The sequence below is a fragment of the Enteractinococcus fodinae genome (assembly GCF_031458395.1).
Classification (GTDB): Bacteria; Actinomycetota; Actinomycetes; order Actinomycetales; family Micrococcaceae; genus Yaniella; species Yaniella fodinae.
The window spans coordinates 840,203-861,623 of sequence record NZ_JAVDYJ010000001.1 but is presented as its reverse complement, the minus strand read 5'-3'; the positions used below and the strand labels follow the sequence as shown (position 1 = coordinate 861,623).

Sequence of the window (21,421 nt, the reverse complement as noted above, 5' to 3'; positions counted from 1 at the left end):
CCGGTCCGGTCGTCCTGCAGAGCTTCGAGCCGGTTTCCCGGTGGACTCCGCAGGTCATTCAGTGCCACTGCGGATCCCACCTGATGAAGCTTACTCAATGCCACCCGCTGGATCCGAGGATCGATGGATGGGACGCGCTCACGACGCCACAGTCGCTCGGTGTCCTTGTTGCCAAACGACCTAATCACACTGATAGCGTCTAACGGGATGCGTTATTAACGCTAGATGCTAAAGCGGGATTCGACCGCATTCCGTGACCGAATAACCTCCTAAGTTCGGGAAGCTGCACTTCGTTGCCCGCAGCCACTCAATAACCAATGCGTCAGTAACTTCCGTCAGATATTCATCATCGGAGGCATACAGCTGGCCTCCAGCAAAGTCTGACGAAAGTGACCACACACGGCTGAGGAATCGCCATGTCATGAGACTGATGACTAGGCTGGGTCTATGGCCACAGTTATTCTCGTGCGGCACGGCCGCACGACAGCGAACGCCACCGGAGTGTTAGCAGGCCGGTCCCCTGGGGTCAGACTCGATGAAACCGGACACAAGCAGGCAGCGCACACCGCGGAACGCTTGGCGGCAGTACCCCTAGTTGGCGTGGTTTCCAGCCCGTTGGAGCGCTGCCTACAAACTGCCGAGGCCGTGCTGCAACGCCAGGCACAAACATCCGAGCTGCTCACGGATTCGGGTTTGAACGAATGCGATTATGGGTCCTGGCAAGGCGGTACCCTCACCGAGCTGGCCAAGGAAGAACTTTGGTCGCAGGTGCAGTCACACCCTTCGGGAGTGACTTTTCCAGGTGGGGAAACCATGGCGGGAATGCAGGTCCGAGCAGTGTCAGCCATTCGGCGTTACGACGCAGCCTTCGAAACAGAACATGGAAAACGCGCGGTGTGGGTTGCGGTCAGCCACGGGGACATCATCAAGTCCATCCTGGCTGATGCGTTAGGAATGCACCTGGATCTCTTTCAGCGTCTGAGTGTAGGACCAGCCTCCGCATCGATTGTGCATTACGGTACAGGCAGCCCGCGGGTGTACGGCATAAACACTGAAGCCGGAGATCTCTCCTGGCTCGCTCCGGGCCTGGACACTTCCGAAGCCCCGGTAGGCGGCGGAGCAGGCCACCAAGCATCATGAACACAACAGGTCTAGGATTTTAACATGCCCACAACAGTCCACGAGTTTAATTGGCCCGATCGCGTCGTCATTGGAACCATCGGCAAGCCGGGTGAACGCACGTTCTATTTGCAGGCACGCGCCGGAGCCCAGCTGGCTAGTATTGCCCTCGAGAAACAGCAGGCGGCGCTACTCGCAGAAATGATCGACAAGATTCTTGATGAACTGAGCTCCATTGAAGGGAACCCACACAGCGTTCCAACGCATACCCCCGTGGAACTGGTCGATAATGAACCCTTAGAAGATGTTGTCGAACTCTTCCGGGTGGGCAACATGAACCTAGGCTGGGATCCCAGCACAGCACAGGTTGTGCTCGAAGCCTTTGCCCTAAATGATTCCGATATCGACAATGAACTCGCACAGCAAAATCCAACTTCGAATGAAATGCTGCGGGTGCGGATGCCGGTCGGTATGGCCCGCACTTTTGCCAAACGGAGCGATGAAATAGTGGCAGCAGGGCGACCAATTTGCGCCAACTGCGGTCACCCCATTGACCCCGACGGCCACACCTGCGCCGAACCCGAACTGTAATGCCCGACCAAAATCTGCTCACCGCCGAGCTGGAACTCACCGGCCGCATCACCACAGCGTCAAATGCGACTTTCTTGGGGAATATCGGTGAAGTAAGCGTCGTCTACAAGCCGATAGCTGGCGAAAAACCACTATGGGATTTTCCGCACGCCACCTTAGCCCACCGGGAAGTAGCCGCCTTTCTCGTATCCGAGGCCCTCGGCTGGAACTTGGTGCCGCGCACGTGGCTGCGCGATGGTCGTTTCGGAGAAGGCATGGTGCAACTGTGGCAGGAGACAGATCCCACACAGCATGCAGTAAACCTGGTGCCTACCCACCAACTGCCGACCACGGGCTGGAAGACCGTTCTGCACGGACAGGATGGGGACGGGGAACAGGTCACACTGCTGCACGAAGACAGCCCGGAGCTACGACGCATGGCGATATTCGACGCTCTAATCAACAACGCCGATCGAAAAGGCGACCATGTTCTCGCCATGCTCGATGGACACCAGTACGGCGTGGACCATGGGTTGAGCTTTCATCATGAACCTAAACTCCGCACCGTGCTCTGGGGGTGGGTAGGCGAGCCACTGACCGATGCAGAATTGGACGGGATCCATCAGCTAAACCAAGCGTTATCCGGTGAGCTTGGCCAAGAGCTAGCCACACTTCTAAGTTCCAACGAACTTTCCGCCCTAGCGAGCCGCTGCACCGACTTACGCCGAACCGGGCAGTTCCCTGCACCCAGCGGCCATATGCCTGCGATTCCTTGGCCGCTGTTCTAAACAACACTCAAGCGCTCCAAGGCACCCACATCTACGCGAACTCAGATGGTCACCTGAACCGAGTAGCACCTGACCTGGAGCTCTGCCTGAACCAAGCTACCCGCAGCCAAGTCAGTACTAAACCGGTCATTCAGATACTGTCCGTAACTATGCAAACACGCCTGGTTCGCCGTCTGACGAAGTGCCGGATGGCTTCGCAATTTCCTGTTGCCGTTCCCGGCGCTCCGAGCATTCGGAGGAATTTCAGCACCACAACAGCGCTCCTCGCTTTTACAGTAGCGATAAGCTAATCAATGGACTGTATGGGAGTCTGACCAGCTTGGGCGAGGTCGTTTCGGGCCTGAGTAGTTGCTTTACCGTTAGTACCAACTGCATAATCGCTTCGACATCCGGCAAGGCGAGCAGAGCACCTGGGTCGCCCAGGACCAGCGTCCAATCTTGAGAAACAACCAGCACCCCTAGCGACGCTCAGTGTTCCTTGCTCGTTTCTCCAGTGGTAAGACGTCTGATCGAAAGAGTCTTTCTCCTACCCCTCGACGCACCATGTTCATATTGAGCAATCGGCTCACACCACAGGTCATGAGCGCGAAACCTTAGCTCTGTTATACCTGTCGCATACAGCCACGCACTAAGAGAGGTTGCCCGTTACCTTCACGTTCACTACAAGGCCAGGACGGATACCGTTAAACATTAAACCGAAACTCAACAACGTCGCCATCTTGCATCAGGTAGTCCTTGCCTTCCAGGCGTACTTTGCCCTGTGCTTTGGCTTCAGCCATTGAACCGGCAGCCACGAGATCCTCGAAGGAAACGACTTCAGCACGGATAAAGCCGCGCTGGAAGTCAGTGTGGATGACTCCTGCGGCTTCCGGTGCGGTGTCGCCGACGCGGATGGTCCACGCGCGGGCTTCTTTCGGTCCTGCGGTCAGGTAGGTCTGTAGACCTAGCGTTTCAAAGCCAACGCGTGCAAGCTGATCCATCCCGGACTCCTCGCGGCCGGCCATCTCAAGCATCTCTTGGGCTTCTTCTTCAGACAGCTCTACAAGTTCAGATTCGAACTGCGCGTCGAGGAATACCGCGCGGGCCGGCGCCACCATGTCGCGGAGTTCTTGTTGCTTGGCTTCATCCGAAAGTACGGCGTCGTCTGAGTTAAAGACGTAGATGAATGGCTTGGCGGTCAGGAGGTTGAGCTCCTGCAGATTGTCCATGTCTAGCTTGTCCGAGTCGATAGACGAGAAGATGGTGTCGCCACGCTCCAGGACGGTTTGCGCTGCCTGCATTGCGTCCAAGACCTCTTTATCGGTCTTCTTACCTTTGACCTCTTTTTCAACGCGCGGGATCGCGCGCTCTAAGGTCTGCATATCTGCCAGGATCAGTTCGGTATTGATGGTCTCCATATCGGAGGCCGGATCAATCTTCCCGTCAACGTGCATCACGTCGGAGTCTTCGAAGACGCGAACGACCTGGGCGATAGCGGAAGATTCGCGAATGTTAGCTAAGAACTGGTTGCCGAGGCCTTCCCCTTCGGATGCGCCTTTCACAATGCCCGCGATATCCACGAACGAGACGGTGGCCGGCAGGATTTTCTGGGAACCAAAAATTTCTGCGAGCTTGTCTAAGCGCTCATCCGGGAGATTAACGATCCCGACGTTGGGTTCGATTGTCGCGAACGGGTAGTTCGCTGCGAGAACCGTCTGACGAGTGATGGCATTAAATAACGTTGACTTACCGACGTTGGGCAGTCCGACAAAACCTATTGATAAAGACACGGCCCCTACTCTACCCGTTGGGATAGGTCCAGGCTTCGCCGTGGTCGATTTTGAACGTTCAGCGGAAATACGCAGCTCCGTTGGCCCGAAGTCCGGCCTCAGGTCAACGGAGGTTACGTGTTATTCGACGAGTTTGCCTTCGGTGCTGACTTCACGGATGAGCTCGCTGATCTCATCCGGGACTGGAGCGATTGCTTCGCGGCTAACACCGGTTGCAGGTGACCAGACCAGATTGACCTGCAGCTCTGGATCTAAGTCGGGGTAGTCGCTGCGGTTATGTGCGCCACGAGTTTCGCGTCGTTCAAGGGCTGCTTCGAGCGTGGCCCGTGCAGACAGCGCAGAAGATTTCAGGTCATAGGCGTGGGCCAAATCTTGGAACCCGGCGATATCCGGATGAATGCCGAGATCTTCCATGCGAGTCTCAATATCATCGAGCTGGCCTAGGCCTTCCTTGAGTCCATCTTCAGACCGCACAACACCCGCGTGGTCGGTCATCATATTTCGGATGGCGCGTTGGAGTGCTCGGACGTTTTCTGGTCCATCTGCGGCAAGGAGCCGGTCAAGCTCACCCCGTGCGGCGTCGACCGCATCGGCGGATCGCGTCTGGGCTTCCAGGTTCACCGAATACTCGGCGGCGGCTTGTCCCACGATTCGCCCGAACACGAGCAGTTCAATCAGTGAGTTGCCGCCCAGCCGGTTTGCACCGTGCAAGCCACTGGATGCTTCACCAATTGCATACAGTCCTTCAACATCGGTTGAGTGGTCTTCGGGATGCACCCAGACTCCGCCCATGGAATAGTGCGCGGTCGGTGCGATCTCGATGGGTTCGCGGGTGATATCGAGCATTTGTACTTCGATCATGGTCTGGTACACGCGTGGGAGTCGTTCCATGATGGTCTGGCGCGGTAGGTGGGAAATATCGAGCCATACTCCCCCGTTTTCAGTGCCACGCCCTTCTTGGATTTCCGTATAAGCGGCCAGGGCAACCCGGTCGCGGGTGGACAGTTCCATGCGTTCTGGGTCGTAGCGTTCCATGAAACGCTCACCGAGGGCATTGCGCAGAATGCCGCCTTCACCTCGAGCGGCCTCAGAGATCAACGTCCCGGCAGCGTGTTCGGGTTCGATGATGCCGGAGGGATGGAATTGCACGAGCTCTGGGTCGCGAAGTCTTGCTCCGGCTTCGACTGCCAGCCGAAACGAGTCGCCGGTGTTTTCATCTCGTCTGGATGAGGTGCGTCGCCAGATCCGGTTATGGCCACCGGCAGCCAGGATGATGGCGTCCGCATGGATGAGATACCGGGTTCCGTTGTGGAGGTCGAAACCGTAGGCACCGAACACTTGGTTATCGGTAGTCAAGATATCGGTGATGTAGACGGTATCGAGAATAGGAATCTCTAGACGTTCACTGTGTTCGACCAGGCTGCGCTGAATTTCCAGACCGGTGTAGTCTCCAGCGAAGGCCGTCCGACGGAACGTATGGGCTCCGAAGAAGCGCTGTGAAATGCGGCCGTCTTTTTCGCGAGCAAAGCCCATGCCATAGCGTTCTAGATCAGCGATACCTTCGGCTGCGCCTTTGGTGACGATTTCGACGGTCCGTGGGTCGGCCAGGTAGTAGCTTTCTTTAATGGTGTCTGCGGCGTGTTGCTGCCAGCTATCGTCAGCATCCATGGTCCCCAAGGGCGCATTGATGCCACCGGCTGCGAGCGCGGTGTGGGCATCATGGCGTGGACGCTTACCAACTGCAGTGACCGCGACGCCTCGTTCGGCGAGTTCGATTGCGGATCGCAGTCCTGAACCGCCGGTGCCGATGACCAGCACACTGGTAGAAATCTGTTGTTCTTGGTGGTTTCGTTTCATCATGCTCTCACGCTATAAACCGATCCACCATGAGTCCAATGAATTATCTCAGTGGTCACGATACAGATATGCTATCGACATGAATCTCGAACAGTTGCAGAGTTTTCTCGCGGTCGCTGAAACCGGGCATTTCACCAAGGCAGCAGCCGATCTTCACCTCGCCCAACCGACATTGAGTCGACAAATCTCGACGTTGGAGGCTGAGTTGGGGACCACGTTATTCAACCGCGCCCGGGGCAATATTTCGCTCACGGCAGCTGGGGAAGCTTTGTTGCCGGTGGCGTCCCGCATGTTGGCAGATGCCGACTATATCCGCGTGCAAATGCAAGAACTGGCAGGTTTGCATCAGGGGCGCGTGCGGCTTGGGGCTCCCCCAAGTATGTGCGTCTCAGTGGTTGCTGAAGTCATTGGCCCTTATCACCGTCAGTACCCGGGAGTGGAGCTCCAACTACGCGAGTCAGGGTCTCGTCAGCTGCTCAACGAGTTGGTCGGCGGCACGATAGATTTGGCGCTGGTTGTTGCCTCGGACCATGATCCTGGTGCAACCGGGGCTTTAGAGCACATTCCATTGCTGGTCGAAGAGTTGGTGGTGATCTCCTCCGACCAGCAGTACTTGGAAGGCTACGACCAAGAGCTGACCTTGAGCCAGTTGGCGGGGATCCCTCAAATTGTGTTTTCCCAAAGTTATGACTTGCGTGCGACCACCATGGACGCTTATCGGCAACAGGGCCTCACCCCCAACGTGGTATTAGAGGGTGCTGAGATGGATGCGGTCTTACGGTTCGTCGAGCGCGGTCTTGGTGTTGCCGTCGTGCCAGCCACGGTGTTGGTCGATCGCCCCGGGTTCTCTTCCCGACGCCTTACTGAACCATCGCTGAAGCGCACTATTTCGCTGGCCCATCGCAAAGACGCCCAGTTGGGTAGAGCAGCTGAGGTAATGCATGATTTGATTGCTTCGACCGTCCATGAGCTTGCTGAGCAGAGCCCAGCGATTCGCTCACTCGTCGACTGACAGATCCACTGGACGGCTGTGTCAGGCCGACGTGCTCTCTAAGATTGCGCGGGTGCTGGCTTCCGGTCTCAGATCAATGCGACGAAGCAGCTGTGCGTTCAGCGCCACCACCACGGTCGACAGTGACATCAAGATGGCCCCCACCGACATCGGGAGCACGAACCCTATCGGGGCCAAGATGCCAGCCGCCAGCGGAACCGCCAAGAGGTTGTAGCCGGCAGCCCACCAGAGGTTTTGTTTCATCTTCCGGTACGTCGCGCGGGACAACTCAATCACTGATAAGACCGACCGAGGATCGGAACTAGCCAGGATCACGCCGGCGGAGGCGATGGCGACATCTGTGCCGGCGCCGATGGCGATGCCGACATTTGCTTGAGCTAGTGCTGGGGCGTCGTTGACTCCATCACCGACCATCGCCACGGTCTTGCCCTCGTCTTGTAGTTGTACGACTTTGGCTGCTTTATCTTCGGGACGAACCCCGGCAAAGACTCGATCAATCTTCAATTCGTCTGCTACTTGATGCGCGACTGCTTCGGCATCACCGGTGATCATCACAACTTCGACACCCAGTCGGTGCAGGGCTGCAACCGCCTCATAGGACTCTGATCGAATTTCATCTGCCAGTTTGAGCGCACCAATGACGACCCCGTCACGCGCGACGTGCAAGATGATGGCGCCTTCGTGTCGCCACTCCTGGGCAATCGGCAGCTCGTCCTGGCCGAGCTCTTGCAACATGTACGGGCCGCCCACGCGGATGGTTTGGCCCTGCACGGTAGCGGTCACTCCGACTGCCGGGGAGGAGGAGAAATCAGTCAGTGGGAAAGGCTCGAGTCCGCGTTGCTCAGCTGCCCCGACGATGGCTTTGGCAAGCGGGTGTTCACTGGCAGATTCGGCAGAGGCGGCCAGCGCGAGCACCCCATTGGCGGTCAAATCCTCGGTGGCCTCAATGGCGGTGACCACAGGGTCGCCTTTGGTCAAGGTACCGGTTTTATCGAACAGCACAGTGTCGACCTGGCGCATGGACTCCAATGCCAAGCGATCTTTGATGAGCACTCCCCCACGGGCTGCACGCTCAGTGGCGATGGAAACCACCAACGGGATAGCCAAGCCCAAAGCGTGGGGACATGCGATCACCAAGACCGTTACAACCCTGACGATTGCTTCGTCGGGTCCACCCACTATCATCCACACGATCGCTGTGATGACAGCGGCACCCAGTGCGTACCAGAACAGCAATGCTGCGGCCCGATCTGCCAGTCGTTGGGCACGCGATGATGATGCTTGAGCTTCTGCAACCAGCTGGTTAATGCCGGCAAGTGCGGTATCATCTCCGGTCGCTGTGACCCGGATCCGAAGTCCGGAATCCGTGGCGACTGTTCCGGCCGTGACACCGTCTCCTACGTGACGGGTCACCGGGCGCGATTCGCCAGTAATCATCGATTCATCAATAGCCGCCTGACCTTCAACTATCTGACCATCGGCAGGCACGCTTGCCCCGGGGCGGACCAGGACGATGTCATCGACTTTCAAATCCTCGGGACTGACCGTGACGATCTCGCCGTCTTCAACGCGTTCTGCTTCATCGGGCAATAAAGCTGCCAAAGAGTCGAGAGCAGAGGTCGTTTGTTCGATCGAGCGCATCTCAATCCAGTGGCCCAACAACATAATGACAACAAGTAGTGCCAGCTCCCACCAGAACTCGAGATCCTGCCCGACCAGCCCCAGGGTGGCGGCCCACGAAGCGAAGAAGGCCACGCTGATACCCAATGAGATGAGCAACATCATGCCGGGGGCGCGGGCACGAATTTCCTCGACTGCCCCGGTCAGGAAAGGGCGCCCACCCCAGACATACATCACCGTGCCTAACGCCGCGGCAACCCAGATTCCCCATTCAGGCACCGTGTATCCCAGAAGATGCCCAAACATGGGAGAAAATGCCACCACGGGGATCCCCAGGAGCAGATTAATCCAGAATAGCGACCGGAACTGGGCGACGTGATCGCCATGATCCCCGTGGCCGTGATGAGCATGGCCGGCATGGCTGTCATCGTGGTCCGGCGCATGGTGATCGTGCGTGTCATGTGTGCCGTGGTGCTCGTGGTGATGGTGAGTCATGGCGCCTCTCTTGCAGCCCAGTGAGGAGCGGCAGATCGTCTTCAATCCTACAAACCCATCCTCGCACAGACCTCACCAGGCCCTTAACAGGCAAGTGCCTCTCACATAACAGTCAAGTGCTTCTCACGCATCGAGACCTTGGTGCCAGGGTCATCTTAGGCGGCCCAAAGGTTTACTGCCTCGAGATCGGGCCCGGCGATCCACGGAGTTTGGACCTCATCGACGGTGAGATATCCATGGTTCCAGTCCACGATTTCATCGAAAATATCGTCCAGCGACGCCGACCAGTAATTCGAGGTGAAGATTCGTTGGCTCATGATGAAAGGAATGACCACAGATTGGCCGGTGAGGTGATCGACCAACAGCCATCCGGGATAGTTCGCGACGATAAGATGTGCCAGCGCTTCTGGAGACTCGTCTTTCTCCACATTCGCAGTACCTCGGGACATCGTGGTCTCGTCGAGCAACTGGTCTCCAAAGAACGCACCCAGCCCGCGAAACAGTTCGAAGGATTTTTGGGTCAGGTGGCCTTCATCATCGCGTCGTGTCCGTTCGTACACGAATTCGGCGTAGTCCTCGAAGGTTGCGCATCCGTGGTCCCGGCTGATTTTTTGAAAGCGCTTGACGTCCTGGCGGATACAGGTTTTCTCTCGTCGGGTGAAAGCTCGCGGGGTCAGCAGAAAAGAAAAGTTCCTATGCATCGGATGTGCTCCTATCGCCTCGTGTGCTGTTCCGATACATAGAAGCCTGGCAGCTGCCGCGCAATCGTGTGCTACACAGGAACCAAAATGTGGATAACTACTGGGTGTCGGGTCCCGATGCGTCCTGCTGCGGTTCAAGACTGCGGATCTGATCGACGATCTGGGCCAACTGGCGCCGCGTGGTGACCCCGGATTTGGCGAAGACATGTTTACCGTGGCGAAAGGCCACCAGGGTGGGCAGGGACCGGATACCCATAATGGCCGCCAGGTCCTGTTGCTCATCGGTGTTCACCGTCGCAAACAGCACGTCGTCGAACTGGGTCGCCACGTCAGAATAGATCGGACTAAATCGTGCACACGTGGTGCACCAGGGTGCCCAGAAATCGACGATCACTGTGGCATGTTCTTGGACCGTTTCTGCGAGGGTTTCCAGCGTGAGCTGCTGCATCGCTGTCTCCAATCCGGCGTTCTTCAACTTCACCGGAGCCCACCCTACTAGTCGACGAAGATATCTTTTTCGAGATCGGCTGGATCCACTCCGGGAGAGTATTTCGCAAAGTCTGTTACCCCGGCGTCTTCGAGCACGTCTTCGCACAACACCGTTTGGCCCGCGTACCTGCTGGGTTTGGCGGTCAGCACCGCATAGGCGGCATCAGAATAAACCTCAGGGGTACGCGAGCGCTGGTACATCGTTGTGCCACCCAAGGCGTATTGCACGGCTGCCGTTTGGATGGTGGTCTTGGGCCATAGGCAGGTGGCTGGGATATCGTTTTGAGCGCCGATGCCCAGGGTCGCTAAGCTCATGCCGTATTTGGCCATCATGTAGGCCGGGGCTGCACCCAACCACTTTGGCGACATATTCACCGGTGGCGACAGACTCAAAATGCGCGGGTCGGCTGATTCCTGCAAGTACGGCAGCGCCGTGCGAGTCAACAAGAAGGTGCCGCGAGCGTTGATGTCTTGCATCAGGTCATAGCGTTTCATCTCGATATCTTCTGCCGAGTCCAGGCTGATCGCCGACGCGTTGTTAATGACGATATCGATGCCGCCATAGGCCTCGACGGCAGCATCCACGGCAACGTGCACGTCGGCCTCTTCACGAACATCCCCGACGATCGGCAGCGCTTGTCCCCCGGCGGCCCGAATTTCTTCGGCGGCGGTGTAGACGGTACCGGGCAGTTTGGGATGAGGTTCTGCGGTTTTGGCTAACAAGACGATGTTGGCACCGTCTTCGGCTAAACGTTTTGCGATGGCGAGGCCGATTCCTCGACTCCCGCCTGAGATCAAGACCGTATTGTTGCGCACTGTAGAAGTTGACACCGAGACTCCATAAGGTAGGGCTGTTGTCCAGGTTACATTCTGCCACGTTATCTCGGTACCGCAAGTATCGAGTACCTGCCTAACAGCTTCGTCACATACTCCGCGCGTTCGGCTTACCGTGTCCCTGTCATATGCCAAGGTAAGTACATGGAGATTTCAACAGCCGTCATGTTGACGATTTTGGTTGCGGTGTTATGTTTTGCCGTGGGTTTTGTGGTGGGCCGTCGAACAGCACCGGGCGGGTCCAATGGCACCGAAGCCGCATTGCGTGAGCAGCTAGCCACGGAACGAACACGAGCCGACTTATTGGAACAGCAGCGCTCTGAGGACCGCCAGCAGTTTCAATCGCAGCAGCAGATCGTGCAAATGCTGGGGCCACTGTCTCAGCAGTTAGAACATCTTGGCGGTCAGGTCGCACAGTTAGAACGGGACCGGGGTCAGCAATACGGTCAGTTATCTCAGCAGCTGCGCACGGCCCACGCCACCGATGCCGCACTGTTAGAAAATACCCACAAATTGGTCACTAGCCTGCGTTCGTCCTCGGCTCGTGGGCATTGGGGTGAGGTACAGTTGCGTCGCATTGTCGAAGCTGCCGGGATGCTAGAACACACCGATTTTGATGAACAGGTGAGTTTCTCGGTCAATACCGCTGCTCGGGACGGTGAAGTATTCCGACCAGATATGCTCGTGCACTTACCCGGCGGCAAATCGCTGATCGTCGATGCGAAGGCTCCGCTATCGGCCATCCTGCAAGCCGCCGAAATTGTCGATGATGGCACAGAAGAGTCCCACCGTCGGCGGACTGAATATGAAGCTGCCCACGCCCGCGCGCTGCGTGCTCACATCAAGGAACTTGGGACAAAGAAGTACTGGAACGCCCTGGATAACACACCCGATCTGGTGCTGCTGTTTCTGCCGGCTGAATCCCATCTTGCTGCGGCGCTCGAAGCCGATGCCCAGTTACTGGACTACTCCTTTAGTCAGGGTGTCGCACTGGTGTCACCGGTCTCGCTGCTGGCCACCTTGAAATCGGTCGCCTACGCCTGGCAGCAGGAAAATTTGGTCGATAACGCGCGCACTGTCTTCGCCTCGGCCCGGGAGCTGTACGAACGGTTAGGTCTGATGGGCCGCAGACTCGACTCATTGGGCAAATCTATTAATACAACAGTGACTCGGTTCAACTCCATGATGGCCACCCTGGAGGGTCGCGTGTTGCCCTCGGCCCGCCGCCTCGAGGAACTCGACGCCTCACTAGAAACCATCCAGGTGGGCGAACCGATTCAACAAAGCACCCGCGATGTCACCGCCCCTGAACTCCAGGCTGACATCGATACGGTGACCAACTTCAAAGAAACGGAGTAGTACGATGCATCGGCAGTCGCCCAAGTCGATCATCACAGGCTTCCAGCAGGTCTGGAACGCCCACGATGCTGATGCTCTGGCTGAGTTATTTGTCGAAGATGCCCATTTTGTTAACGTCACCGGACTGTGGTGGTCCAATAGAACACAAATCCGCCAAGCGCATCAATTTGGTTTTGACCATATCTTCGGCCAGTCGCACATGAGTGTGGGAAGAACCGAGATCCGCATGCTCGGTGAGGATCACGCGGTGGTCCACGCCCGGGTGACGGTAACCGGCCAGAACACCCCCGATGGTCAGACCGCCGGAGACCGGCGTACGATCTTCACATTCGTTGTCACTCGCCTGAGGGACGATCAAGGCCCATATTGGCGAGCCGTCTCGGCTCAGAACACGGATGTCGTACCCGGTGGGCCCGAGACACACGTCAACGCGCCCGAGGGGCAGTCTGCAGTTCGCTACCGCGCTTAGCGCCGTCGGTGTGAGGAAATGAACCCGCCCAAAATGCCCAATAAGGTCAGGCCCACCCCAACCGCGATGAGCACGATGAGTTGCGGATCCGCCCAATCCTGCACGGCTCGCAACAAGGGGCGCAACAGGGCCAACTGCGAAGCGTCATCGGTGCTATCCAACAGCTGGTTCTGCATCAGGGTGTACCCGACTTTGACCAGCACCCCACCTAGTGCCACCAGTAATCCGGTCAGTAACCACACGATCCAGCGGCTTCCCGGTGAGGCCACGACCAGTGCCATGACGAACAGTAACACTGCCAGGGCTAGCATGGCCGGCCACAACGTCATCACCTCTTCGGCTACCACCACCTGTTCAGCCGTCAAAACGGACACCGGAGGGATTGAGGTGGGCACCGTGGCATCAATATCGGACTCCATGTCCAAGGATGCATCGACCCCTGGAATAGTAGACAGCGCATCCTCGATCATCGACACCACCAGCCCCACGATCGGCTCCAGGCGCAGGTCCAGTTGGGCTGCGGTGGAATTTTCCGGAATCGATTCGCCGGCGTTGAGCTGGGAACGCAACGTATTGATATCATCGGCCCAACCGAGCCGGGTGGCTTCGAGGGACTCCTGCCAAGCCTGGTCAAAGCCGTCAGCAGCAACGACTTGGCCACTGGCTTCGCTGACCGCACGATTAATGGTCTCATCCACCGCAGCCACGCCGGTTGCGCCCACCGTCATATTGCCCAGCGCGTCGGGAACCGCTGATTTGAAATCTTCTGCGGCCTCGCCGGAGCCTAGAATCTCTTGGACAGGCTCCGGTTCATGGACAAGGTCGCTGAGCCGCCAAGAAACTAACCCAACAACCGTCGTCAAGCCAGCAAGAATGGCAAGCACAACGGCCAAGAAGTTACGCATCCGTGAATCCCGCTTTCTTCACATTGTCCGATGTGTGACATCATCATGGTGGTCAAAAACTAGTGTAGGTGGAACAGATGTCTGAACACACGTCCGGTACTGCGCAACCACAACAAGCCGCAGACACCACGCCCGAGAACCCGTGGCCCTTGTCGCGGCTGTCTGACAACCTCAAACAGTACATCGAACGCGTCTCCCCCACCTGGGTCGAAGGCCAACTGATCGAACATCGCGTCAGCCGCGGTCACGCCTGGATGACCCTACGCGACCTGGATGTTGAAATGTCCCTGCCGGTGGTCGCATGGTCCCGCACCGCCCAAACGCTCGACCCATCGATTAAAGAAGGCGCCCGTGTGGTCGCCTTAGTCAAACCGAACTTCTATACCAAAACCGGTCGATTGACCATGATCGTCAATGACATGCGCCCGGTGGGGATCGGCGAGCTGTTAGCCCGGGTTGAACGACTGCGACGAGCCCTGGCGGAAGAGGGCCTGTTCGCACCCGAACGCAAAAAACCCTTGCCGATGCTGCCCAATCGGATCGGACTGATCACCGGACGAGACTCAGATGCGATGCACGACGTGCAGCGCAACGTGTGGTTACGCTGGCCTGCGGCAGAATTTGAAGTCTTCCACGCCGCTATGCAGGGCCCACAGGTCAGCTCCGAAGTCACTGCCGCGTTGTACGCCTTGGATCAGAACCCAGCCGTCGATGTGATTGTCATAGCCCGTGGTGGCGGCGCCTTAGAAGAGGTCATTTTGCCGTTTTCCGATGAGGCGCTGATCCGTGCTGTTTCTGGGGTGCGAACTCCGGTGGTGTCTGCGATCGGTCACGAAGCTGACCGGCCGGTCTTGGACGACGTGGCAGACTTCCGGGCATCAACTCCCACCGATGCGGCGAAAACCATCGTGCCCGATGCCGCGATGGAACGCGCCGGGATCTCAGATGTTCGACTGCGCATGGCCCAGGCAGTGCAACGCCTAGTCGATGTGCAAGCCCACCAGATCCAACAGCTACGCTCCCGGCCGGTGCTGGCGCAGCCCGAAACCATGATCACCGCTCGGCGAGATGAAGTCAGACAACTTCTGGCTCGAATCCGCTCAACGTTTGCCCATCAATTGCATCGTGCCACCGATCATGTCGGTCAGCTCCAAGCTCGCGTCCGATCGCTGTCGCCCCAGCAGACGCTCAACCGTGGATATGCCGTCGTCCAACACGATGATGCGATCCTGCGCAACGCCGGGCAGGTCACGGTGGGCGACAAACTTGATATTTTGGTAGCAGCCGGCCGACTGACCGCAACTGCCACCTCCGTAACCGAAACGACCCAGGAGTAAGACTCGTGACTGAACAACCACAAAACCAACCCGCCGTTGAAGGATTCTCCTCGGCTGATGTCTCCGACGTCGACACCATGACCTATGAGCAAGCTCGTACCGAACTCATCCAAACCGTGGAACGGTTGGAAGCCGGTGGCGCAGGCTTAGAAGAATCCTTGGCCCTGTGGGAGCGCGGGGAAGCCCTAGCACGCCGGTGTGAAGCCTGGCTCGATGGCGCCCGGACGCGTCTGGAAGAAGTACGCGCCCAGACCGAACCGGCTGAACCAGCCGAAAGCTAATGCGCTGTTAGGCGTAGCGGTTGCGATAGTCGGCTAAGAATGCGCCGATGCGTTCAATACCTTCGGTCAGTTCATGGACCGACGGTAGTGTGACCAACCGGAAGTGATCGGTGTCGGGATAATTGAAGGCGCGCCCATGGGAGACCAGAATGCGTTGTTGACGCAGCAATTCGATGACAAAACTTTCGTCATCGTTAATCGGGTAAACCTCAGGGTCAAGTTTCGGGAAGAGATACAACGCGCCCTGAGCCTCTTGCACCGAAACACCCGGGATCTCCCGAAGCATCTGGGTTGCCAGGTTGCGCTGCTCCAATAGGCGTCCACCGGGCAAAATCAAGTCGTTGATCGACTGGTACCCACCCAGGGCTGTTTGGATTACGTGCTGGGCTGGCACATTGGAACACATCCGCATATTGGCCAGCAGAGTCAAGCCTTCTAAAAAGTCGGTCGCGCGGTGCTTGGCACCCGACACGGCCACCCAGCCAGCACGGTAACCGGCCACCCGGTAGGCCTTGGACAGCCCGGAAAACGTTAACACCAGGACATCGTCAGCAATCGATGCCGCGTGAATGTGCTCGGCATCTTCGTACAGGATTTTTTCATAAATCTCATCCGACAGTACGACCAGCCCGTAACGTCGCGCTATCTCGAAAATGCCTTCGAGGGTCTCACGCGAATACACCGCACCCGTGGGGTTATTCGGATTGATAATGACAATGGCTTTGGTACGTTCGGAGACTCGGGATTCAATGTGTTCGAGGTCTGGGGTCCAGCCTTCTTCTTCCACACACCGGTAGTGCACCGCATTACCACCGGATAGCGTCGTAGCGCCCGTCCACAGTGGGTAATCCGGTGCCGGGATGAGCACCTCATCGCCATCATCCAGCAGAGCCTGGAGCACCATGGAGATCATTTCGGACACACCGTTGCCGATGAACACATCATCGCTGCGGATGTCCATGATGCCTGCGGTTTCGTAGTACTGCGATACCGCCCGACGCGCCGGGGTGATCCCCTTCGAATCCGAATAACCTTGGGCCTCTGGCAGATTGGCGATCATATCTTTGAGGATCTCGCTTGGTGCTTCGAACCCAAAGGGTGCCGGGTTGCCGATATTCAACCGCATAATACGTTGCCCGGCGGCTTCTAAGCGTTGTGCTTCTTCCAGGATGGGACCGCGGACGTCGTAACGAACGTTGAGTAACTTTGATGACTGGCGAATATCGCGGTAAGTAGAAGTGGTCGGCACCTGGGTCCTCCTGAAAGCCTTCGAGTGTAGCTCGATTGTAGATGACAACTAATCATTGTCAGTAGAGATATCGCTCACAGTGTTTTGTTCAGCTAAGCCGCGGGCGGCTAACCAGTAGCGGATCGCGTGTTCCACATCGTAGACGAGGTCCGATGATGACGTGTGGGCATTGTGGTAACCGCGCAACAAATCGGTCGCCGCATCGCTATCTAACGCATCCAGGACTGTCGCGATGTGATCGGTGAGCGGGTCTTCCACCTCAGGATCCGCTACAGCGATCACATTGCTGTGTGGCCACTGATCGGTCACCACATCGAGTGTGGCGAGCCCCTGATCGGGAATCATCGGATCGATGCTATACAGCAGCGCGACCGTGTCGTCTTCGACGATGAGCTTTTCTGCCAACGCCGCATAGGATTCGGTATCTTCCGGTGGTGCTGCCGCAAACTCCGGTTCACACCCCAGATCAGCCAGTGCACTCGCGGTGGCGGCAACCTCATGTTCGGGGGTATGAACATGAAGCCAAGTTTGTTGGTCGCACGCTGGTGCCAACGGCTGGTCGGCCGCCTCATCTTGGTGCAGCTGGAATCGTGCTGCTGTAACCGTCGAGGTGGCTGGGACCAAGCCCAGTTCTGCGGGCGCTTGGGTGACGATTTCAAGACTCTCAGGCACGCGCAGTGGGTTTTCTTCCATCGTGGGGTCTTGGTGGGCAGTGACGACCCCGATCCGCGCATGATCATCTGCAGTCTGGGCATCTGCTTCTAGTGCAGCAAAGACGTCATCGGGTTCGTGATGCTGTTCGAGATCGACTTCAATAGACTGCTCTGCCACGTAGTCGGCCACGGCAAGTGCCATGGCATGATCCAAGCTAGATTCGGTAGTGACAATCGTCAGGCTCGTGGCGTCTACGTCCTGCTCCCCCGCACAACTGGTCAAGACCAGCGCGGCAGTAGCGCAGCCTGCGATAAGTACTCGTGGGATTTTCACCATGGCTGGGTCACTGGTCCTGGGCAGGGGCGTCGAGCGAGGCTGCGGTTTCCAGCGCCTCGAGGACCCATTCCGAAACCCGGTGCCCCTTGGTTATGGTGCGATTATGCAGCTGGCTGATTGGGAACCAACCGGCGTCAGTGGAGGACCCACCGACCTCTGGACGCAAGGTTCCGGAGACAATTTCGGCGGTGTATAACAGGCGCAGAATTTGCAGCGGAAGCACCTTCCCGGGGACCCGTTTTTCCAGCGGCACCACATGCGTGGACACTGATAAAAAGCGGGTTAATTCAACGTTATAGCCGGTTTCTTCCCAGACTTCTCGCACGCAGGCAGCCTCGGGTTGTTCCTCGTATTCGATGCCCCCGCCGGGAAGGGTCCAGAATGAGCCAACTGAGCTTTCCCACAGACTCAGCAAAACTTCATCCTTTTTCGTAATTAGCGCATAAGACGCCGGTCGCCACTGAAAATCCATATTTTCTCAGTCTAGCGGTCGCAACCGGCTCGAAGGGATCACTAGACTGGCACACATGGAGTTCTCGACGTCTTCGGCTGAATTTGAGGGATCTGACAGCCAATCCGATCTACCGTCCATGGTCGAACCGAAACTTCGGGCATTACTGACCGATGGACCTTCTAGCGTTGATCTGCACCAGGAAACCGCGCACACTGCACGCGGCTGGCTAGATTTGGCCCACGAAGCAGCATACGCTGATGACCTGGAAAGAGCCTTAGCGTGTGCTACACATGGGCTGGCAAGTGCCGGCACCGGACCCGAGGTCAAACTCGGGCTGTACCGTCTCCTCGCATCGGTGCATCACAAACTCGAAGATGAAGAGGCCACCCAACACGCGATCCACAAGCGCACCGAGCTCCTGCGTTCCTTGGGCCAGACGCACCAGGCGGAGATGGAAGAACAATTGGGTTCACTGCTTTTTGCCGAGGCCGATGGCTTCGCCTCGACTGTGCTCTCCGGGGTGGCCGATCAAGAGCGCGCTAACGACAGCATCGACACCGTGTTAGCCGATGTGCTCATCGGGCTGGCGGTACATCAGATGAGCCAAATGCGAGCCGATGAAGCGCTTGAGCTCATTGAAGAGGCTGTCGCGTTACAGCGCCGCCGGGCAGCGGCAGGTTATCGACTCTCCGCCGGATCATTAGCCAATACCGAGATGTTCCTGACGCACCTGAAGTTCATGAACGACGAAGTCGACGAAGCCGATGAACTGTCCAAAACAATTTTAGATGCTGGCTGCAACCGAGCCGTGCGCGCTGCCATGTGGATGATGCAAGCGGTCATCGCCCACCACCGCAATGAGATGGCCCAATCAGCCACCTTCGGGATGCGCGCGTTGGAATTATATGCCCGGCTGCAGATACGCCCCGGTGCCGCCTCTGCTGCCTCCCTGGTTGCCTCGGTCGCTCGTCGCGTCGAACGCCACCAGTTGTCCGTGTTGGCTTGGAAAGTGGCCGTCCATCAAGCTGAACAGGGTGAGGTTGACGAGACCTCCGGTTTGGTCGCTGCTCTGGGGCATCAACTCCTTGATGCCGGAGAAGTCTCCGAAGCCGAAGATGTGCTCAGCGGATTGGTGACCCGCGAACGACTGGCTGGAAATCACCACGTCTTAGCTCATGCGTTGATCGATCTGGGCAACGCGGTGTGTCGTCAAGAGCGCTATACCGATGCGACCAAGCATTGGCGTGACGCCATCGATGCGTTTTTGAAGGTAGACCGCGTGATGGAAGCCGCCAGGACCAGTCTTGCGGCAGCCATGAAATTGGCTGAGACCGAAGATTCCTCGGTCTATCCGGAAGCCGAAGAGCTCCTACGTCAGGCGATTGAGATGGCTCGCGCCTCGGAGGACCCGGCCATTGAAACCCAAGGCTTGCGCGAATTAGCCAGGCTGCTGTGTGCCCAGAACAAGCCCGAAGGTTTGGATCTATACGATGAGGCGATCCAGTTGGCAGGCAACGACGATGTACGCTACGTTGCCGCGGATCTGACCCGGCAAAAAGCTCGGGCATATGCCATGCTCGGCAAAACGAAAAAAGCGGTTGCGACGGCACTGACCGCCGCGGACATGTTCGAAGATGAAGCCGAGCTTGCCATGGGTCACGGTTGCGAATTGTTGGCCGGCAAAATTCTGATTGAAAACCAGAGCTGGGTAGAAGCCACCACCTTGTTCACGACGATTGCTGAGTCGGACGGGATCGAACCGCAGCTTCGCAAAGCAGCATTGCTTGGGTTGGCGACGGCACTGCGCGGTCAGGGCGACTTCGACGAGTCAGATCGGGTGAAGTTAGCCGCTGAGCGCATCAAAGTCGAAAAATCTTCGAAGACTGAACACGACTTTCTCGACGATGACTTTTTCGAAGACTAAGCCAACTCGAGTAGGGCTTCAGCAATGCTCACGTAGGTGAGCGCCCGGTGGCGCGTGGCCTCGTCGGGCTGGTACGTGGGCAGCAAGCTGATCACGACTGCAGCCGCTCGCACCGCCAGTGTGGCGGGATTGGTGTGGGCTGATAATTGTCGGAAGGTGCGCAACGCTGCTTGCCAACCCCACGCGGTATGGTCCTCGGGGCCCAGCACCGCCAGATGGCCCACCAGGCACGCGAAATCATCCACTCGGTAACCCGGCCCTGCCCCATCGACATCTAAGATGTGCTGCACCCGGCCGCTCACCGGATCTACCAGCAGGTGAGCCTCGTACAGGTCCCCGTGCGTGGGCACGATCGGCCCCAGCTCTAACCGGTTATGGGCGTGTTCCAGTCGTGCCCCGAGTCGGTACAGCCGGTCGTGATGTGCTGGCATCGCTGCCAGGGCTGCGTGGATGAATTCCTGGTGGCGGTCTGCCCAGGAAGGTCGGTGTGGCAATTGCAGTACTTCGGGCGGCAGGCGGTCCAATATCTCGACCAGTTCTTCTGGGTCGAATCGGTTGTGCACACCTTCGGTGCGAATGTATTCTCCCAGGGGCATACCGTGGCCGCCCGCCAGCGGTAACACGTCTTGGACCGGTATGGCGACCGGCTCAACGACCGGCACTCCGGCGGAAGCTAACAGCTCGTGTAAGGCATATAGCGAGCTGGCTTCCCCGGCACGTAAGACTTTGAGAAAAAGGGTCTGGCCGAGCTCGCCGGGCCGCTGTGGTGCAAACCGAGCTCGAAAGACGGCTCGGTTCATGGGCCGGTAGATCACCGTGTGCAGGGCATTGAGTTCGAGGTGCGGGGCGAAATGCCGTTGTACTTGAGCCGGGGTGGCGGCTAACCCTAATCCGCGCAGTACCGGATCGGCAGGATGTTGCCAGACAAACAGAGTGCTGGTCCCGATTGAGGTGTGATACCCGGTGGCCTGCGGTGCAACAGTCGCGGTGGTGATGCCGTAATACGCCTGGGTGACGGGCCCGTGTGGAGGTTGGCTGTGCACCTCGACGATGGCATAGTAGTGACCTGCGCGGTGTTGGACATCGTGCAAGACGGCATGCTGGAGCCGCTGTCGGCGTTGGGCGACAACGGCTTCAAGCACTCCGGTGAGTTGGGTGGCACTAAACGGGCCGAACCCACCGGTGAGAACAACCATAGA

At 57.8% G+C, this 21,421-nt stretch carries 20 protein-coding genes; 9 read left to right on the top strand and 11 right to left on the bottom strand.

Going from position 1 to position 21,421, the window contains the following annotated elements; all coding sequences use genetic code 11:
- The first annotated feature begins 447 nt into the window (after window positions 1-447).
- Genes J2S62_RS04100 through J2S62_RS04090 form a run of 3 tightly spaced genes read left to right on the top strand, consistent with a single transcriptional unit; the run spans window position 448 to window position 2,477 of the window.
- Window positions 448-1,140 (top strand): MSMEG_4193 family putative phosphomutase, encoded by a 693-nt coding sequence (locus J2S62_RS04100; protein ID WP_310171704.1) that lies wholly within the window; start codon window positions 448-450, stop codon window positions 1,138-1,140.
- 24 nt (window positions 1,141-1,164) lie between these two features.
- Complete coding sequence (locus J2S62_RS04095) at window positions 1,165-1,710, top strand: DUF3090 domain-containing protein (protein WP_310171702.1); 546 nt, start codon at window positions 1,165-1,167, stop codon at window positions 1,708-1,710.
- Window positions 1,710-2,477, top strand: coding sequence for an SCO1664 family protein (locus J2S62_RS04090; protein ID WP_310171700.1), 768 nt, complete (start codon window positions 1,710-1,712; stop codon window positions 2,475-2,477). The genes J2S62_RS04095 and J2S62_RS04090 overlap by 1 nt, the downstream gene beginning before the upstream one ends.
- Window positions 2,478-3,160: 683 nt before the next feature.
- Here the strand turns inward: J2S62_RS04090 and ychF are convergent.
- On the bottom strand, window positions 3,161-4,246 hold the full coding sequence (gene ychF, locus J2S62_RS04085) for a redox-regulated ATPase YchF (protein ID WP_310171697.1): 1,086 nt from the start codon (window positions 4,244-4,246) through the stop codon (window positions 3,161-3,163).
- A 120-nt stretch (window positions 4,247-4,366) separates the two neighbouring features.
- Window positions 4,367-6,106 (bottom strand): FAD-binding protein, encoded by a 1,740-nt coding sequence (locus J2S62_RS04080; RefSeq protein ID WP_310171695.1) that lies wholly within the window; start codon window positions 6,104-6,106, stop codon window positions 4,367-4,369.
- A gap of 76 nt (window positions 6,107-6,182) precedes the next feature.
- Here J2S62_RS04080 and J2S62_RS04075 point away from each other — a divergent pair, with 76 nt between their 5' ends.
- Window positions 6,183-7,115: a LysR family transcriptional regulator gene (locus J2S62_RS04075; RefSeq protein WP_310171693.1), complete on the top strand. Its 933-nt coding sequence runs from the start codon at window positions 6,183-6,185 to the stop codon at window positions 7,113-7,115.
- Window positions 7,116-7,136: 21 nt separating this feature from the next.
- On the opposite strand, the gene J2S62_RS04070 is transcribed toward J2S62_RS04075, so the two are convergent.
- The 4 genes from J2S62_RS04070 to J2S62_RS04055 all read right to left on the bottom strand — a co-directional run bounded on the left by J2S62_RS04070 (window position 7,137) and on the right by J2S62_RS04055 (window position 11,251).
- Entirely contained in the window at window positions 7,137-9,230 is a 2,094-nt protein-coding gene (locus J2S62_RS04070) for a heavy metal translocating P-type ATPase (RefSeq protein ID WP_310171689.1), read from the bottom strand.
- A 155-nt stretch (window positions 9,231-9,385) separates the two neighbouring features.
- Window positions 9,386-9,931 (bottom strand): hypothetical protein, encoded by a 546-nt coding sequence (locus J2S62_RS04065; protein WP_310171686.1) that lies wholly within the window; start codon window positions 9,929-9,931, stop codon window positions 9,386-9,388.
- A gap of 97 nt (window positions 9,932-10,028) precedes the next feature.
- The gene (locus J2S62_RS04060; protein ID WP_310171683.1) at window positions 10,029-10,412 is read right to left on the bottom strand and encodes a thioredoxin family protein; all 384 of its coding nucleotides are present in this window, start codon (window positions 10,410-10,412) and stop codon (window positions 10,029-10,031) included.
- A gap of 14 nt (window positions 10,413-10,426) precedes the next feature.
- The gene (locus tag J2S62_RS04055; RefSeq protein WP_310171681.1) at window positions 10,427-11,251 is read right to left on the bottom strand and encodes an SDR family oxidoreductase; all 825 of its coding nucleotides are present in this window, start codon (window positions 11,249-11,251) and stop codon (window positions 10,427-10,429) included.
- Window positions 11,252-11,398: 147 nt separating this feature from the next.
- On the opposite strand from J2S62_RS04055, the gene J2S62_RS04050 reads away from it, so the two are divergent.
- Together J2S62_RS04050 and J2S62_RS04045 are read left to right on the top strand one after the other, a co-directional pair.
- Window positions 11,399-12,613: a DNA recombination protein RmuC gene (locus tag J2S62_RS04050; protein ID WP_310171677.1), complete on the top strand. Its 1,215-nt coding sequence runs from the start codon at window positions 11,399-11,401 to the stop codon at window positions 12,611-12,613.
- Window positions 12,614-12,617: 4 nt separating this feature from the next.
- A complete protein-coding gene (locus tag J2S62_RS04045; protein WP_310171675.1) occupies window positions 12,618-13,082 on the top strand; it encodes a YybH family protein in 465 nt (154 codons plus the stop codon).
- Here the strand turns inward: J2S62_RS04045 and J2S62_RS04040 are convergent.
- The gene (locus tag J2S62_RS04040) at window positions 13,079-13,987 is read right to left on the bottom strand and encodes a hypothetical protein (protein WP_310171673.1); all 909 of its coding nucleotides are present in this window, start codon (window positions 13,985-13,987) and stop codon (window positions 13,079-13,081) included. The two genes, J2S62_RS04045 and J2S62_RS04040, sit on opposite strands and share 4 nt — an antisense overlap.
- Before the next feature lie 77 nt (window positions 13,988-14,064).
- Between J2S62_RS04040 and xseA the strand changes: the two genes are divergently transcribed.
- Complete coding sequence (gene xseA, locus J2S62_RS04035; RefSeq protein WP_310171671.1) at window positions 14,065-15,324, top strand: exodeoxyribonuclease VII large subunit; 1,260 nt, start codon at window positions 14,065-14,067, stop codon at window positions 15,322-15,324.
- A gap of 5 nt (window positions 15,325-15,329) precedes the next feature.
- Window positions 15,330-15,605, top strand: a complete 276-nt coding sequence (locus J2S62_RS04030) for an exodeoxyribonuclease VII small subunit (protein ID WP_310171670.1) — start codon at window positions 15,330-15,332, stop codon at window positions 15,603-15,605.
- 7 nt (window positions 15,606-15,612) lie between these two features.
- Here the strand turns inward: J2S62_RS04030 and J2S62_RS04025 are convergent, their stop codons facing one another.
- From J2S62_RS04025 to J2S62_RS04015, 3 genes are read right to left on the bottom strand one after another with little or no spacing between them, the layout of a single operon-like run.
- Window positions 15,613-16,854 (bottom strand): pyridoxal phosphate-dependent aminotransferase, encoded by a 1,242-nt coding sequence (locus J2S62_RS04025; protein WP_310171668.1) that lies wholly within the window; start codon window positions 16,852-16,854, stop codon window positions 15,613-15,615.
- Between the two features lie 48 nt (window positions 16,855-16,902).
- Window positions 16,903-17,844: a hypothetical protein gene (locus tag J2S62_RS04020; RefSeq protein WP_310171666.1), complete on the bottom strand. Its 942-nt coding sequence runs from the start codon at window positions 17,842-17,844 to the stop codon at window positions 16,903-16,905.
- A 7-nt stretch (window positions 17,845-17,851) separates the two neighbouring features.
- A complete protein-coding gene (locus J2S62_RS04015) occupies window positions 17,852-18,316 on the bottom strand; it encodes an NUDIX hydrolase (RefSeq protein WP_310171664.1) in 465 nt (154 codons plus the stop codon).
- Window positions 18,317-18,371: 55 nt separating this feature from the next.
- Between J2S62_RS04015 and J2S62_RS04010 the strand changes: the two genes are divergently transcribed.
- Complete coding sequence (locus J2S62_RS04010) at window positions 18,372-20,222, top strand: ATP-binding protein (RefSeq protein ID WP_310171662.1); 1,851 nt, start codon at window positions 18,372-18,374, stop codon at window positions 20,220-20,222.
- On the opposite strand, the gene J2S62_RS04005 is transcribed toward J2S62_RS04010, so the two are convergent.
- A complete protein-coding gene (locus tag J2S62_RS04005) occupies window positions 20,219-21,418 on the bottom strand; it encodes an aminoglycoside phosphotransferase family protein (RefSeq protein WP_310171660.1) in 1,200 nt (399 codons plus the stop codon). The two genes, J2S62_RS04010 and J2S62_RS04005, sit on opposite strands and share 4 nt — an antisense overlap.
- Window positions 21,419-21,421: the final 3 nt, after the last annotated feature.